The sequence below is a fragment of the uncultured Halopseudomonas sp. genome (genome assembly GCF_963977355.1).
GTDB lineage: Bacteria > Pseudomonadota > Gammaproteobacteria > Pseudomonadales > Pseudomonadaceae > Halopseudomonas.
Genome location: NZ_CAXBOV010000006.1, coordinates 111,492 through 127,822, shown reverse-complemented (window position 1 = coordinate 127,822; position 16,331 = coordinate 111,492). Strand labels below are relative to the sequence as shown.

The 16,331-nt window shown below is 58.8% G+C and carries 13 protein-coding genes; 1 reads left to right on the top strand and 12 read right to left on the bottom strand.

Features of this window, described 5'->3' with window-relative positions; translation table 11 throughout:
- Positions 1-87: 87 nt before the first annotated feature.
- On the top strand, positions 88-1,125 hold the full coding sequence (locus tag AAC076_RS04695; RefSeq protein WP_339843249.1) for a nitronate monooxygenase: 1,038 nt from the start codon (positions 88-90) through the stop codon (positions 1,123-1,125).
- Between the two features lie 11 nt (positions 1,126-1,136).
- Here the strand turns inward: AAC076_RS04695 and AAC076_RS04690 are convergent, their stop codons facing one another.
- The 12 genes from AAC076_RS04690 to AAC076_RS04635 form a co-directional block, all read right to left on the bottom strand.
- Positions 1,137-2,267 (bottom strand): response regulator, encoded by a 1,131-nt coding sequence (locus tag AAC076_RS04690; RefSeq protein ID WP_339843248.1) that lies wholly within the window; start codon positions 2,265-2,267, stop codon positions 1,137-1,139.
- Positions 2,264-3,919, bottom strand: coding sequence for a diguanylate cyclase (locus AAC076_RS04685; RefSeq protein WP_339843247.1), 1,656 nt, complete (start codon positions 3,917-3,919; stop codon positions 2,264-2,266). The genes AAC076_RS04690 and AAC076_RS04685 overlap by 4 nt, the downstream gene beginning before the upstream one ends.
- Positions 3,906-4,298, bottom strand: a complete 393-nt coding sequence (locus tag AAC076_RS04680; RefSeq protein WP_339843246.1) for a response regulator — start codon at positions 4,296-4,298, stop codon at positions 3,906-3,908. Before AAC076_RS04680 ends, AAC076_RS04685 begins: the two co-directional genes overlap by 14 nt.
- A gap of 168 nt (positions 4,299-4,466) precedes the next feature.
- On the bottom strand, positions 4,467-8,939 hold the full coding sequence (locus AAC076_RS04675) for a PAS domain-containing protein (RefSeq protein ID WP_339843244.1): 4,473 nt from the start codon (positions 8,937-8,939) through the stop codon (positions 4,467-4,469).
- Positions 8,940-8,978: 39 nt separating this feature from the next.
- Positions 8,979-9,752 (bottom strand): SDR family NAD(P)-dependent oxidoreductase, encoded by a 774-nt coding sequence (locus AAC076_RS04670; RefSeq protein WP_339843242.1) that lies wholly within the window; start codon positions 9,750-9,752, stop codon positions 8,979-8,981.
- Positions 9,753-9,866: 114 nt separating this feature from the next.
- A complete protein-coding gene (locus tag AAC076_RS04665; RefSeq protein ID WP_339843241.1) occupies positions 9,867-11,231 on the bottom strand; it encodes an ATP-binding protein in 1,365 nt (454 codons plus the stop codon).
- On the bottom strand, positions 11,228-11,890 hold the full coding sequence (locus tag AAC076_RS04660; protein ID WP_339843239.1) for a response regulator: 663 nt from the start codon (positions 11,888-11,890) through the stop codon (positions 11,228-11,230). The genes AAC076_RS04665 and AAC076_RS04660 overlap by 4 nt, the downstream gene beginning before the upstream one ends.
- A gap of 9 nt (positions 11,891-11,899) precedes the next feature.
- Positions 11,900-12,520 carry a tetratricopeptide repeat protein gene (locus tag AAC076_RS04655; RefSeq protein ID WP_339843238.1) on the bottom strand — a complete coding sequence of 207 codons (621 nt, stop codon included), beginning with the start codon at positions 12,518-12,520 and terminating at the stop codon, positions 11,900-11,902.
- Positions 12,517-13,368, bottom strand: a complete 852-nt coding sequence (locus tag AAC076_RS04650) for an SDR family oxidoreductase (RefSeq protein WP_339843237.1) — start codon at positions 13,366-13,368, stop codon at positions 12,517-12,519. The genes AAC076_RS04655 and AAC076_RS04650 overlap by 4 nt, the downstream gene beginning before the upstream one ends.
- A complete protein-coding gene (locus AAC076_RS04645; protein ID WP_339843235.1) occupies positions 13,352-14,029 on the bottom strand; it encodes an iron-containing redox enzyme family protein in 678 nt (225 codons plus the stop codon). The genes AAC076_RS04650 and AAC076_RS04645 overlap by 17 nt, the downstream gene beginning before the upstream one ends.
- Positions 14,016-15,503, bottom strand: coding sequence for an AMP-binding protein (locus tag AAC076_RS04640; RefSeq protein ID WP_339843234.1), 1,488 nt, complete (start codon positions 15,501-15,503; stop codon positions 14,016-14,018). Before AAC076_RS04640 ends, AAC076_RS04645 begins: the two co-directional genes overlap by 14 nt.
- The gene (locus AAC076_RS04635; protein WP_339843233.1) at positions 15,490-16,176 is read right to left on the bottom strand and encodes a thermostable hemolysin; all 687 of its coding nucleotides are present in this window, start codon (positions 16,174-16,176) and stop codon (positions 15,490-15,492) included. The genes AAC076_RS04640 and AAC076_RS04635 overlap by 14 nt, the downstream gene beginning before the upstream one ends.
- Positions 16,177-16,331: the final 155 nt, after the last annotated feature.

The following is a 16,331-nucleotide window of genomic DNA, read 5'->3' as shown; positions in this document are numbered from 1 at the left end:
CCTTAGACCAGGATGCGCCCGCCGTGGAAGGTAACGGAAACACGCGCTAACCTGTGAGCCGCACCCGCTTAAGAAAAGGATATACCGATGCTGTTGCAGACTTTACTGGGTACCCGCCTGCCAATCATCCAGGCTCCCATGGCTGGTGTTCAGGACAGCAAACTGGCTCTGGCGGTATGCCGTGCGGGCGGCTTGGGTTCGGTTCCGGCCGCCATGCTCAGCCCCGACGCCCTGCTCGCAGAACTTACCATCATGCGCGATCAGACTGCCGGGCCCTGGAATCTGAACTTTTTCTGCCACACCTCGCCACTGCCCGATGAGGAGCGCGAAGCCACATGGCTTCAAGCGCTGGCACCCTATTATCAAGAGCTGGGTCTGGATATAGCCAACATCCGAAGTGGCGGCGGCAGACGTCCGTTCGACGCTGAAACGCTGGAGCTGCTGCGCGAGTTCAAACCCCCCGTAGTCAGCTTCCATTTTGGTCTGCCGCCGGCGGAGCTACTGCATGAGTTGAAAAGCTGGGGTAGCAAGGTGATCTCCTCGGCAACCACAGTCGAGGAAGCGCTCTGGTTGCAAGATCACGGAGCGGATGCCGTGATTGCTCAGGGCCTGGAGGCGGGTGGCCATCGAGGTATGTTTCTCACCGAGGATGTAACCAGCCAGATCGGGACCTTTGCACTTGTACCGCAGATCATCAGCGCTGTGCGCATCCCGGTGATCGCTGCTGGCGGTATAGCGGATGCCGCTGGTATCCGCGCGGCCATGGCCCTTGGCGCGGCGGGCGTGCAGATTGGTACCGCCTACCTGCTATGCCCCGAGGCGGATACCCGGCCGGTGCATCGGGCGGCATTGCAAAGTCCTATGGCCGCGCATACAGCGCTGACCAATCTGTTTTCCGGTCGGCCGGCGCGGGGTATCGTCAACCGCGTGATGCGTGAGCTGGGCCCGATGAGTGCCTTGCCGCCCGCCTTCCCTTTGGCTGGCAGCGCCATCACACCCCTGCGCGGTGCGGCGGAAAAGCACGAAAGCGGGGACTTTACACCCCTCTGGGCTGGTCAGAACGTACAGGGCTGTCAGGCCATATCGGCTACCGAGCTGACCCTTCTGATGATGGGCGCAGACTGACCCGAGCATGCTCAGGAAGCGGGTAAACCGACCCACTTACGCAACTGGGCGAGTTGCACCGGATCATCATCAAGCCCGATTTCCAGAGCCGCAATGCGCATGATCACCCGATCCTTGCGCAGGCTGCCCTGGGGCAGTTTGAACAGGGCTCCGGTCAGCTCGCGAATCAGGAACGGCAGCTTCAAATTGATCTTGATCCGATTGCCGAACTCGGGAGCAAAGCGCTTGAGCAGGGCATCCAGTTCAGAGTCTTCAAGCTGCTGGCCATAATTGAGAAAGTTCTGGATAGCGCAAAGTGTCCCCATCTCGCCAAGCCTGCACAGGCTGACGGCAGATCTGACGGGGGCGGCGTCCACTGACTGATGATGCGCCAGGCGGGTAAGAGCTTTCGCCAGCATGGCTTGCTGCTGCATAAACTGCTCGGCCTTCTCACGCAGGCGTGGGTCAAATAATACCGGACCGGTACGTGCCAGGCGGATCGCAAGCTCTATGCTGCGAGTCAGGCCCAGTTGGTTGATTGCCTGCTCCGCGCTCACGCAGTCAAAGTCGCTATCTGACCGGTTATCGCTGTTGGCCTGACGGATCAGCTCGGCAAGCAACAAAGGCTGCAGCCATGCCAGGCGCAGCAGCTCCTGCTGAGTGCTGTCGCTGTGCAAGGCCAGCACGGCCTGCTGATCTTCAGGGCGACTCCAGGGAATGAACAGCGTCTGACCGAGCCGCTGTTGTAAAAAGGTATTAATGTCGTCCATCCCGTCCAGCGTCGCAGCGTTCGCGGCACCAGTGCGGTTGATCAAACCGCTAAGGCGTTCCAGCAGTTTCTCGACGGTAAAGGGTTTGGCAATAAAGTCGGTAATCCCCGCCTGCCGGGCCGCCATCACCGTTGCTCGATCAATGCTCGAGGTGATCAATATCCGTGGGCAGTTTGGATTTTTTCTCTTGGCTACACTGATAGCCTCCAGTCCGCTGGCGTCGGGAAGATTCAGGTCGGACAGCAGCAGATCCAGAGCGTTGGCCTTGATATGGTTTACAGCAGGACCAACATGGCTGAACTGGCTCAGCTCTGCGTTCGGAGCCAGTCCGGTGATCACCTGCCTGAGCAGCTCCGCAATCCATGGGTCGTCCTCAATAATGACTATCTTCACTTGGCGGCCTCGTTGGAGCCAGGGACGGCGATTATCTGATTACGACCTTGTTGCTTGGCCTCGTATAGCATCTTGTCCGCGCTTTCCAGCAGACTATCGGTTTGCCAGTCAGGGGCCTGACTGAAGCTGATACCTGCGCTGAAGCCGCAATGAAACAGACCAGCATCGCTACTGAAAGGCAAGGCATGGAAGTCACTACGAATACTGTCAAGAATGCGCCAGGCATCTGCTGGAGAACAGTTGGGCAGTACGGCGACAAACTCTTCGCCACCGTAGCGGCCCAGGCGATCTACCTTGCGCAACCGCTGACGCAGCAGGTTGGCCAGGCTGCGGATAACATTATCGCCAACCGCATGACCGTGGCTGTCGTTCACGTTCTTGAAATGGTCGATATCGATCATCGCGACACTGAGCGGCTGTTTGTTGCGTACGGCGCGATCCGCTTCCAGCTCCAGCTGATCCTTTATATCCGCGTGCTTGAGCAGTCCGGTAAGACTGTCCTTGGCCAGGGCCTGGCTGACTCGGCGGGCCCGCTGGGCGCGTGAGTAAACCGCGGTGAGCAGGGCGCTATCGCTGATAGGTTTGGTTATGAAGTCATCCCCTGCCTTGATCAGCGCCGCCATCTGTTGCTGCACGTCGGTTTCCGCAGACAGATAGATGATCGGCACGCGCAGCCATTCGTCATTGAGCCGAATGATCTGCGCCAGCTCGGGACCGCTGTAGTCCGGCATATTGACGTCCATCATGACCACGTCTGGCTGAAACCGGCGCATCTGCTCGAGTATCAGCTCTGGCGCATCAAGGGTCTCCGCGAGCATGCCAAAACCAGCCAGGACCGCAATAAAGCGCTCTGCCAACTCGATATCATCGTCTATTACCAGCACCCGGAAGGGCTCGCTGTGCTGCAGGCTGAAGCAGCGCTCCAGTCTGTTTTCCAGACCGGGGAGGTCGACCGGATGGGTAAAGAAGCCCTGGGCGCCGGCGCGCACGGCGTGTAACTGTGCAGCAAACCCGTCTTGATCGGACAGGGCAATCAGCGGCAGGGGCTCGGGCAAATGGATTTGCACCTGCGCGACAGCGGCATCCCATTGTGCATCCCATTGCGGCAGGCTCATGTCGACGACCAGTGCATCAGGCGCCTCTGCTGCCATGATATTCAACAGCGCACCAACGTCACCACAGACTACCGTCTTGTAACCAAAACTCTCGAGGGTGTCGCTGATCCCCTGCAGTAATTGCCCGTCAGGCTCTACGATGGCAATACAGCGCACATCACTGTCGTCGTTATCAAAGGTAATCGCGGATGCGGGCTGCGGTGCTTCAGATTGATCCAGTTTGGCCGGCAGTGACTTGATACCCGCTAACAACACCTGGCGATCAGCGTGGCTCAACACTCCGCTATCCATGCTGCGGGTGATAATCAGCTCCAGCGTTCGGGCCTGAGCACCAAGCTCGGCAAAACCGAATGTCCCAGCAGAGCCGGCGAGCTTATGCAGTTCGGAGCGCAACGGGGCAAGATTGCCCGCGTCTGCCGTTGGTTGCGCAAGCAGTTCTTCGCTGCGAGCATTCATGCTTTGCAACTCAACCTGCAGGCGTGCTCGGAATGAACGGCTCAGCGCGGCGAGCTGAGCCTGGAGATCAGCATTCGCCATGGGATTGACTCCAGATGCTGCGTATCTGATCAGCCAGCGTCATGGGGTCAAAGGGCTTGACGATTACCCCGGCGGCGGATAACTGGTGATACTCGGCTATTTCCTGGGATTGAACCTTGGCCGTCATGAAAACCACGGGCAGGTTTGCTGCAAAGTCCGTATGTCTTAGCCTGGCCAGCGTTTCGGGCCCATCCATACCGGGCATCATGACATCAAGCAGAATGAGCTGGGGGGCGAAAGCTTCGAGATTCTCGAGCCCTTCGGCTCCGGAAGCGCAGCTCATGACGGTGAAGCCGCCAACTATTTCCAGCGCTACCCTCGCCACCTCCTGAATCGAGGGGTCATCCTCGATATGCATGATGCGCCTCAGTTCTGACATGATGTTCAACCTTTCTTTAAAACGTTGCTTACCATCCATTGTCGCACGTATGAGTAATCCGACGACATGAGCACGCTTATAGTGCCTCTGCCGCTAAGCTGGTGATTTCCGGTTTTTGGAAAGCCTGCAGATGCCGGGACACGTCGATATTCCCCTCTTTCGGCAGCGTCAGCTCTTATCTTTTTCGATGGGCTCTGCGTCCAGCAAACACCAGAACCGCGAACCCTTGCCTGCTTCCGATTCAAAACCCAGTTCGGCTTGCATATTTACTGCCAGCTCCTTGCAGATCGCCAGCCCCAGACCGGTGCCGCCGCGCTGACGGGTATCGGTGGCATCGGCCTGGGAAAACTTGCTGAAAATCCGGTCATGAAAGTCTGCTGCTATTCCCAGACCACTGTCCGTCACGCTAATACAGACCCTGCCCTCCGCGTAGTGAGCATCGAGCCGCACCGTCTGATCCGGGTGAGAGAACTTGATGGCATTGGACAGGAAGTTATTGAGTATCTGCCCCAGACGCAGAGCATCTACTGTGACCACGACCGGGTCTACATTGCCCAGTTCCAGGTTTATCTGGAACTGCGCGGCATAACCGCTGTTGCTTTCCAGGGCCTTGCGCAAAAGAGGGACCAGCGGTTGCGACTGGAGATTGAAATGCATCTTGCCAGCCCCGAGCTTGTCCATGTCCAGCAGATCGTTGATCAGTTTGTTCAGTTCCGTGCTGTTGCTATGGGCAATCTCAAGTAACTTGCGCATGCTCTCGGGTACCGCGCCCATCACGCCATTATTAATCAGCGCGAGGGAACCGGTGATCGAGGTAAGTGGAGTGCGCAGTTCGTGACTGACGGTGGAGACGAACTGACTTTTCAACTGGTCGATCCGTTGCTGCTCAGTGGCGTCCCAAATAAAACCACTCAGCCACAGCAGTTCGTTCTGGGCATTGTATTCGCCGCGGCCCTTCTCCCTGACCCAGACCTCGTGGCCCAGGGCATGAATAACCCGGTAGGTCGCTTCAAAAGCTTCCTGGCGCTGGATATGCTCAGCGGTAGCATAGGTCAGATGCAGATCTTCGGGATGCACAATACTGGCAAAGCTACGTACCCGGTTATCAACAAAATCTGAAGCCGGATAGCCGGTAATGGTCTGAATCTCGTCACTCATATACGACATGGTCCAGTCCAGGTCATTGTTGCAGCGGTACACTGCGCCGGGCAGGTTGCTGACCATGCTGCGGAAGCGTGATTCACTTTTTTGCAGCGCGCGGGTGGCCTGAATCAGGTCGGTGATATCGGTAGCGATCCCGAGGAAGCCGGTCAGCTCGTTATTTTCCTCGCGAATGCCGGTAATCGTCAGATTGACCAGACGATGGCCGCCGTCCTTGTGCACGTAAGTCCAGGGCAGGGTTTCGCCACCACCGTCACGAACATTGCTGGTGAACACTTCAAAGCCGCTAACCTCAAAGCCCTTCTCCTGACTGAGTTTTTGACTACGCCGTTCTATTTCGCTGGCCAGGTGGAATACCGCCGGAGTGGTTCTGTCGACGACGTCCTCTGCCTTGTAACCCAGTAGCTTTTCGGCCCCGCTGTTGAACAGGGTGATGGTGCCCTGCAGGTCGGTGGTGATGACCGCAACCTCGGTAGAAGCATCAATGACCGCCCGCAGGAAAGCCCGGGCCTGGCTGATTTTCTGATCCCGATCCATTTCAGCGCTGATGTCCGCATGGGTACCGCTCATCCATAGGGGCTGGCCTTCGGGGGTGCGGCTTATCAATTGACCACGACTGTGCACCCAAACCCAGTGTCCATCCTTGTGGCGCATGCGGCATTTACAGTCGTAGTAGTCTGCCTCGCCAGAAAAGTGTTGCTGCAACTGGCGCTCGGACTCGGCCAGATCATCCGAATGGGTCAGAGTTCCCCATGTATCAATACTAACGGGGGTCAGTTCAGCAAGTGTGTAGCCGACAATATTGGCCCAGCGTTCATTGAACAGGGTTTCTCCCGTGCTCACGTTCCATTCCCAGGTACCAATGTTGGTGCCCTTAATGATGCTCTCCAGGCGCGCCCGTTCGTGCTCCAGGGTCAGTTCAATCTGCTTGCGGGCAGTAATATCGCCGATGTAGCCGTGCCAGATGGTATCGCCGTTTTCCAGTCGTTCCGGCACGGCGCTGCCGGCTGCCCAAATCTCTCCCAATACCGGATGGTTGACACGGTATTCGCTGCGCCAGATCGATAGGTGCCTGGCAGAGTCGGCAATACCCTCAAGTATCTGCGGCTGGTCCTCCGGGTGGATAGCCTGCACGGCTGCATCGGCATCCAGTCGGACCTGCTCGGGGGTGACCCCATACACATCGATGATGCCCTGGCTACTGTATGGGAACCAGGCCTCACCCTCACTGTTGAGTTGGTATTGGTAGACTACGCCGGGTAACTGCTCAGTGAGGCGGTTGAAACGTTCAAGCAGTTGTTCGCGCTCACGATTGGCGGCGTCCTGACTCAATGCGGAGTTTACCCAGCGGCTCATCAGCCGGATAAACTCCAGGTCGGTATCGGCGAACGGCTGTTGCCGTGGCTCCTCGGAGGTAAAGTTGAGCGTCCCGTAACGCTCACCGTCGACTATCAAAGGCACACCCAGATAGCTCTCAAGACCAAACAGGTTGTAGCAGGGATGGCCGCTGAATCGTGACTGACCCATGAACTCGATGGCCAATACGTCGGCCTGTTGTAGTGTCAGGGCGCAATAGGTAGTTCCAAGGGTGAAATACTGACCGATGGCAATATTATTCTCGGGGCTGTACTGGGCCACTACTCGGTAATCATCATCAGTGATGGAACTGATAATACCCACGTTCATTCGCAGGTACTGGCAGCCCAGCTCCAGGGCCTTGTTCAGGCGTGTCTCCAGGCGCAGGTTGGGCAGAGCTGCAATCTCGTTCAAGGCGCGTAGCGCCTTGCGCTGCAGCTCGATGCGCAGGGTGGAAGCCCGTTCTTCTTCATCCCTGCGCAGAGCGTGTATCAGCTGGCCGAGTGAATTGAGCAGAGGCGTTAGATAGGCCAGTTGCTCAAGGGTGTATCCACCCTCCCGGTTAGCCAGCCCGATCATGCCCACCATCTGATCGCCGAACAAGATAGGCAGTCCGGCAAAACTCTCCAGGGCCGGGTGACCCGGTGGCAAGCCACCCCGATTGGGGTCATTCACAGGATCATTACTGATGTATGCAACGCCACTTTGCAGTACCTGGCCAAACAGGGTGTCCAGGCGCGTAAAGCGCAAGCCGGTGGCCCGATGCTCCTCGTAAAATGCACGGCTTTGATCGTCCCAGGCGATATTGCTGATGGCATAGGTCTGCAGAAAGGGCTTGCCGTCGCCATCGCGCAATAGTTGGCCGACGAAACCAAAGCGGCTTCCGGTCAGCTCGAGTATCTGGGCGAGCAATTGATCAAAGCTGTCATTCAGGTTGCTGGCCTTGATATAGGCGGACTGGGTTTGCGAAACAATGTTCAGTAGGTGCGCGGTCTGCTCGCGCTCCTTTATCTCCTGCTTGAGACGACCCTGGTGGTCATGCTCGCGCCGCCGGACACTTTCACGGGTGGCCAGCAAGAGACCACCGAGTAACAGCATGGCGGCGATAAAGGCAGTCAGCCAGGTGAGTAAAGCCCGACTTTTTTCTGTCAGGTGTTGCTGCCAGAGTGGATTTATATCGCGCCAGACCAGAACCAGCGCCGAGGGATTACCCTGACCATCCAGACGTGACTGAAAGTCTTCCAGGGGGACGCTCGTGAGTAGATGGTAGCGGCCATTGATCGCCAGCTCGGCACTGCCGTCCTGCTCCAGGGCCTGTGCAACCGAGTCGCTGGAGAGCCAATCCATTGCTTCAGTACGTGACGACTGATTCAGCCACCAGGGGCTGCCCTTCAGCTCGACCAGGCCAGCCTCGTCATGGTCGAGCACGATATCTTCCAGCAAGTGCCGGTTGAGCAATAGCGCCAGGCCGGCCTGCAACTCTTCATCCAGCAATTGCAGCTCCGGCAGCATGCCAAAGCCGACCTCCAGGCTGGCGATGACTTCTGCGTCGGGACCGGCTCTGTTTTTAATGGGCACAATGCCGCGCATGCCAGAGCCATGGCGGCCGGTTTCCATGCCGCTCAGTGCCTGCCCCTGGGCTTGCACCAGCTCTATCATGGGGCGTATGCCCTCCAGGCTGTCACCCCAATGGTCGGGTTGGTGCATACGCAGCAAGCTGACCGCACCGGGTGCCAGATGCACGTGCAGTTGATTGGCACCTGCCTCCTCGAGTATCCGCCAGAAGCCGGAGAGGTCGTTACGCAGTTGGGCACGCAGAAGATGCAGCACCGGATCGTCGAGACCGTTGCGCTGCTTGAGCAAGGCAATACGACGTATCAGCCGCAGGGTATCGGGATCTTCCGCCAGACTGTTGGCCGCCATAAGGGCCTGGCGTCGTACAGCCTGTTGCGACTGTTCAACGGCCATGCGCTGGATTTCGGACTGGGCATGTAATTGCTGCTGCCACAGTGAGTCACGTTGGTTGCGATCCGACCAGGCCAGATAGGAAAAAAACAGGGCGAGCAGAATGACCCCGGTCATCAGCAGGGGACGTTCGTTGCGGCGTAAATCAATCAGGGGCATTGGCCTGTGAGTCCTCTGGGCGCGCTATTCGCTATCTATTCACAGACTATTGCACAAATGGCCCCCGTCCACATTGATCACGGTGCCTGTTATGAACGAGCCAGCTTCGCTGGCGAGCAATAACAGGGGACCACTGAGCTCATCCAGCTGGCCCAGGCGGCGCATGGGTACTTTTTGCTTGATATAGTCCTGGCCCTTTTCAGACTCGAAATAGTCGTTGTTCATTTCGGTGCGGAAGTAGCCGGGGGCGATGGCGTTGACGCGGATGTTATCGCGGGCCAGTTCAATGGCCATGGCTTTGGTCAATTGCACCACGCCGGCCTTGGCGACCGCGTAGTGGCTCAGGCCCTGGCCCACGCGCAGGCCGAGAATCGAAGCGATATTGACGATGTTGCCGCCCCGCTGTGACTTGGCTATGGCCACGGCTGCCCGATGGGCTACCCGCCAGGCGCCATCGAGGTTGGTATCGAGCATGCTGCGCCAGTTGCCCTCGGTCATTTTCAGAAAGGGCACGCCTTCGCCAATCCCGGCATTGTTGATCAACACATCCACGCTGCCAAATTGCGCTTCGGCCTCGCTGAAGCCGGCGTCGATGCTATCGGAATCAGTTACATCCATGGTCACCGCTAAAGCCTCAAAACCCTGGGTTCGCAGATCCTGGACGAGCTTTTCCAGGCGTTCGGCGCGGCGTGCGGCTACTACAACACGGGCACCGGCAGCGGCAAGCACGCGCGCGAAGTGCTCTCCAAGTCCGCTCGAGGCGCCGGTAATCAGTGCGGTTTTTCCGGTCATATCAAAGTGCTTGTCAGTCATATCCTGTATCCCGTGCGAGTCATCTGTAGATGGCATGTGGTAACAGTATCGACTATGCCGAACTCAGGCTCCAGCAGGTTGCGCAGTTGTGATACGCGGCTATCAACAGTCGCTTTAAAGCGGCAGGTGAATATCCACGCGCAGGCCACCCAGACTGCTGTCATTGAGCTCTATGTTGCCGTGATGACGCTCCACTACCCGCTGCACAATGGACAGGCCAAGACCGGCGCCAGGGTGATTGCTGCCCGTATAGAAGCGTTCGAGTAACCGCTCGCGCTTGGCGCCGGGTACGGGTTCACCGCTGTTCTCTATGCTGAGCAGCAGACTGGAGGGTTGTGCATTCTCGCGTTGCAGGTGCAACTTGATGATGCCGTTATCAGGGCAGTGCTGGATGGCATTACCGAGGAGATTTTGTAGCAGCATGCCAAGGCTGCCCGGTTCCATGTTCAGGGTCTCGGGTAGCGCCGGATCAATGTCGAACTGCAGGTCCTGATGGCGCTTTAGCGCCAGGGGCAAAAGCTGCGCGAGCTCATTGCGACAAGTCTGTTGCAAGGCGATGGGTTGGCGTTGCAGTTGTTGCTCGTCGGTCAGGCGCGCCAGTGTCAGCATCTGACTGACCAGCCGCGTTGCGCGTTCTGTTGCACTGAGCAGGTGAGCAAGGGCGGCGTCGCGTTCGGCCGGGTCGTTGGCGGCCCGTGCGTTTTCAGCATGAATCTGCAGTATCGCCAGTGGTGTTCGCAGCTCATGGGCTGCATCGGCAATAAACCGCTGTTCGCGAGCCAGCAGCTGCCCCACCTGATCGAGCATGCGGTTGAGCGCGGCTTCCATGGGTTCCAGCTCGGCGGGCAGGTCACTGACCAGCATCGGTTGCAGACTATCGGGGTCACGCTGGCGTATCAGCCGGGCCATGCGCTCCAGGGGTTTGAGGCCTGAACCGATGGCCAGCCAGACCAGCAGGAGCATGAGGGGTATTCCCACCAGGTCGGGGATAAGTGTGGAACGTACGATCTTGTTCACCAGCTCGCCGCGCACATCGGCACGCTCGCCAACCCAGATCGCCATTTGCTGCTCGGAATCCTCCAGAACATAGCGCCGCCATTGATCCTCACCCTGTCCAAGGGTGGCAAATCCAGGTAACCAGTTGTCCTCGCCAATGCTGGGCACATTGAAGGATCTGGCAATAATCCGGCCGTCAGCGTCGCGTACCTGGTAAGCCAGCTTGCTTTCGTAGCGATGCGCCAAAGTGGGTTGCCGGCCGGCGGACTCGTTCAGTACTGCTGCCAATTGCTGGTGATCTATCTGCGCTTCGGGCAGGCGTAGCAGGCCTTGTAGCACCCGCGCACTTTGCCCCAGTTGGGCGTCGAACAGCTCCTCTATTTCATGGGTTGCATCCCCGTAGCTGACGGCGCTGAGAATCAACGAGCCGATAAGAAGCAGACCCAGTACGCGCAGCAGAATTCGCTGGCGTATGGATTTCATACCTGCCGCTCGATCATGTAACCCACGCCACGCAGGGTGCGAATCAGTTCGGGGAAGAGTTTGCGGCGTAAATGGTGGATATGAACTTCCAGGGCGTTGCTGCCCACTTCCTCGTTCCAGCCGTTGAGAACCTGCTCCAGACGGTCCCGGGTCAGTACCCGGTCAGGTTGGGCGATCAGTTCGTGCAGCAGGACAAACTCCTTGCGCGAGAGGCTGACCACGTTGCCATCCAGGGTCACCTGCTGGTTCTGCGGATCAAGAATGACGCCGCGCAGGTTGATCTGCGGTTCTGCACGGCCATTGCTGCGCCGCAGCAGGGCGCGCAGGCGCGCCTTCAGTTCGGCGCTGTCGAAGGGCTTGGTCAGATAGTCATCGGCGCCGGCATCCAGCCCGGCGATGCGATCCTGGACGCCATCGCGGGCCGTGAGGACCAGCACCGGAATACTGTGGTGGCGGTCACGCAGGGCCTTGAGAACCTTCAGACCATCCATGCGTGGCAAGCCCAGATCAAGAATCGCCAGATCAAAGGGCTCGCTGCTCAGGGCATGCAAGGCACTGACACCGTCCTGCAACCAGTCGAGCGTGTAGCCCTCGGCTTTGAGCGCCGTCAATATGCCCTCGCCGAGGGACTTGTCATCTTCAACCAGCAACAGTCGCATGTATGTTACTCAGAGTGTTTTCAGCAGCTTGCTGATTTCCTGCTGCCGGCCTTTATCGGCGAGCTCGCGGCCTGGTCGTGGGGGCGCTGCCTGGGCTTTCAACAGCACGGTCTTGGCCTCAGCATAGCGCTTTTGGTCGATCAGGTAATCCGCCCAGAAATAGTTGCTGTCGATCCCATCGGGATTCAGTGCCAGGGCCTTTTGCAGCAGTTCGGCGGCTTTGTCGTCATCACCGAAACCGATAGGCCAACCGGGCACCTGATAGTAAAGCGCTCCCAGACTCGTGTAGGCCGAGCCTTGCAACGCCTCGGGATCAAGCGACAAGGCCTGTTCCAGCTCAGCCTTGGCCTCCTTGACCTTGCTGAGGGCACCCAGTCCGCCTTCGGCGCCGGCCCAGCTGCTGAGAATGATGCCTTGCCAGATATGCGCTGCAGCGCTGTCGGGGTGCGCCTCGGTCAGGTGTCGTGCGTCGGCTGCCAGCAGTTCATAGGCCTTGGGTTGCTGCTTGGCCGGCAGGTCATAATGAATCTGCGCCCAACGCTGTTGCAGGTCACTGACTTCTTCTGCCTGGACGCCGATGCTCAGCCCCCAGAAAGCAGCCGTCAGGGCCAGTTGTTTGAGAATGTTCATGATCTTTGCTCCAGGGTTTCGGTGGGAACAGGGGTGCCAGCCACAACGTTGGCTGCCATGACAGGTGGCGCGGCGAAATGTTGAATGGTCGGTAACTGGCGACGTAGTGCTTTGTCCAGCAGCGAAGGAAGCAGGCTGTTGAGGCGCACGAACAGCCGCTCCGGCCAACCAAGATGCACCTCGCGCAGATCACGTTCCAGTGCGCTGATCAGTTGCTTGGCAACCTGTTCGGGGCTGTCTGTAGCGACCTGCAGGGCACTGTTCATAGCATTCACCTGGGAACTGTTCATCTCCGTACGGGTAGCCCTGGGGGCTAGATACAGCACCCCGACACGGGTATCGGCGAGTTCGCGGCGCAGCGCCTGGGAAAAACCACGAAGGGCAAACTTGCTCGCACAATAGGTGCTGAAACCGGCATAGCCAATCGAGCCAAAGGTCGAGCCTATATTGACTACACAGGCCTGGGGCGCGGACTTCATGAGCGGCAACAGTGCGCGCGTAAGCTGCAGGTTCGCGGTCAGATTGATGTCGATCAGGTCCGCTATTGCCGAATCATCCATGGACTCGAACAGCCCGAAATGGTTTACCCCCGCCGCATTGACCAGCAGGTTGAAACCCTTCAGCTTGCGAGCGGCCGCGACAACTCTGGCGCGATCATCCGGCCTTCGCAAATCGGCCTGCACGCAGGATACGCGGCTACCAAAGTCACGTTCCATGGCCTCCAGTGCCTGTGTTTGGCGCCCTACCAGAAGCACCTGGGCACCTGCCTGACACAGTGCCGCAACCATGGCCTGACCCATGCCGCCGGTGGCGCCGGTCAGGATCACAACACTATCCTGCAAGCGCATGGGGCACCTCCAACGAACCAGGCAGACTGCGGAACATGTCGGCATAGAGTCGATAAATGACCCGGGCGGTATGGATAACGGCTTCCTGATCGGCCGGATCGTCCAGCTGGTTGACCAGTTTTTCGAAGAACTTCATGTGTTCCTGGTCCAGCGAGCCGTGGGAACTCAAATAACTGAAGGCCTTGTTCGGTAATCCCAGACCTTTCTGCAGGCTGTTTGCCGCCTGGGTAGCCAGGGCAATGCTGGTGCCTTCGAGCACGAAGACCATGCCCAGCATGGATACCGGATTGAGCCGATTGATGCGGTCATACATGGTGCTGACCATCAGTTCCGTTGCCAGTGCTGGCTGGCCATGGCGCACGGCTTCAGCATCGGCACCACAGGCGCGCAGGTCGTTGAGAATCCACTCCTGGTGGCCCAGCTCTTCTTCGATGTACTCGGCCATGGCGTTGCGAATCCATTCCTGTTTGGCGCTCAGTCGCGCGCCGCAGGCCATCAGCAAGGGTACGGTGTGGCTGACGTGGTGGAATGCCTGCGTCAGGAAAGCGATATAGCTGTGGCGCTGAACCTGCCCAGTCAATGCGGCCCGGATCAGCGGGGAGGCAAACAGGTACTCGCGCTCGGCCTGCGTGCTTTCGTGTAAACGATCAAAGAAATTCATGGGCTAACTCCTTGGTTAACAGGCCCTCTAGAGCCTGACGATAGTGCTGGAAAATGGCGTCTCGGCGCAGTCGACCATTACTGGTCAGCAGGCCGTTGGTGGCGGTAAAGGGCTGCTGGATGACCAGCCAGTGATGGACCCGGGCGTAGCCGGGCAGGCCGGCATTGATTCGGGCGATGGCGTCTTCAATCTCGTCAGGGGTGACCTGCGCATTGCGCGGCATTACCAGGGCCAGATTGCTGGGCAGCGCCTCGCCATGGACGAATGCCTGGCCAATGGCCGGCTCACTGGTCAGCTCGGCCTCGATCCACTCTGGGTTGACGTTGCGGCCAAAGGCGGTAATGAACTGATTCTTCTTGCGTCCCAGGATGGTGAGAAACCCATCATCCAGGCGACCGATGTCACCGGTAGGCCAGGGCGAAGCGACAGGCTCGGTGTCCCCCAGATAGCCCAACGGACCGTTGCCGTGTACCAGTATTTCACCATCCTCGGCGAGGCTGACCTGCACGTGTGGCAGGGGCTTGCCTACGGTGCTGGGCCTGCGCTGGGTCGGGCGATTCAGACACACCACCGAGGCACATTCCGACAACCCGTAGCCTTCAAAGACCGGCCACTGCAGTTGCGCAGCCTGGTTGAGCAATGCAGGGGCAATATGTCCACCGCCGACGGCAATAAACCGCAGGCTGGAAGGCGGGTGCAGGCCGGCACTGGCGGCCTGTAAAAGCCCCTGGAGCAGTTGAGGCACCAGCACCAGACTGTTCGGCTTGGCCTCATGCAGAACATGCATGAGTTGCTGGATGTCGAGCGTGTTGTTCTGCACCCCTGTGCGTTCCGGCAAAGTGATGCTGGCGCCCGCCAGCAGCGCGGCATACACACCGATATTGTCCAGCAGCACGCCCAGGGGCAGCAGTACCAGGTGGCGTTCGGGGCTGATGTCGGCGCAGGCGTCCTGCAGGCTGAGCGCTACGGTCATCAGGGTGTCTGCGGCCAGGCACACCCCTTTTGGCTGCCCGGTCGTGCCGGATGTGAAGGTGATCTTGCAGGTGCCCTCAGGCATGGGTGCCCTGGTCTGCTGCGAGGTTATGGGTGTCAGCCGTTGCCAGCCCAGACTGGTGCGGCTGAAGCCCTGCTCCTGCGGACTCACGCCGTCGGGCAGGCGACCGATGATGCTGTCGATGCCGGCGCTGTCGAGCAGGTGGTGAACCTGTCCGGCGCTGAAAAAGGGCGGCACGGGCACACAGACAAGGCCACTGTGCAGCAGGGCAAGATCCCAGAGAATCCAGTCGATACCATTCTCCAGAGCCAGAGCAAGCCTGCTGCACCCGCTGCTGATCAACTGCTGGCTGCGTCTGGCTATGTGCTCAGGGAGCTCGCCATAGGTCACGCTGCCATGGTCGTCGGTCAGGGCCAGCTGGTCTGGCTGGCTCTCGGCATGACGACTCAGCGCCTGCCAGAAGGATTCAAGCGCTGACATGGGAAACCCCCTGGTGATGCGCGTAAAGGGGGCGGTAACCCAGGCGCCGGAAAACGCCGCGCTGCTCAAGCTGAACCAGACCCTCGGGAATGTACCCTGCCATCACCCGCGGCCGGGTTGCGTAATAACTTCCCCACTCCGCTTGCCGGTCGCCGAGGCGTTCCGGCTTGGCCTCACCCAGATCAATGGGGCTGAGGGCCAGCCGCTGGAAGCTGTTGAGGAGCATTGCCGTGCCGGTGAAAACCACCCAGGTGTAACCCTGGGCGGCCAGGTAATGGGTCAGCGCAATGATCAGGACCCGTGCTCCGCCCGGGGCCAGAGCAGCCAGATTGCCTACCTCCACCATATGCTCGCGCTGCAGGGGCATGCCGCTGTGAATACGAATCTGCGTGCAGGCCGGCACGTCCAGATACTGTTCCAGAAAAAGCGGGCTGGCGCTGGCGGGTCGCAGACCGACGACGGCCTGTAGTTCGCCCTTTTGCCTTATACCCAGCAGTTGGGGCATGTACTGCCTGATGCTGGCGCCGTAGGTGTCGGCAAAACGCTGGTGAACGAAGGCTTCCAGCTGTTCGCGTTGCGTATCGGTGCCGGGCTGGCCGCTGTTGAGCTCCAGAACGTATTGACTGTCGAAAGTGGCCAGCGGTGAGGGTGACGATGTAAACGAGTGTGGCATGGGCTTCTCTCCAGTGATGCAGAGAAGGTTGCCGGGCGAAACTTAAGATTCGCTTAAGCTGGAAAAATTTTTGTAGTGCCTTTGCTGTGCCCCATTCCAGAACGCCACCCAATTATTGCGGTTGATATATTATATTTTTATATATATTGTTATCG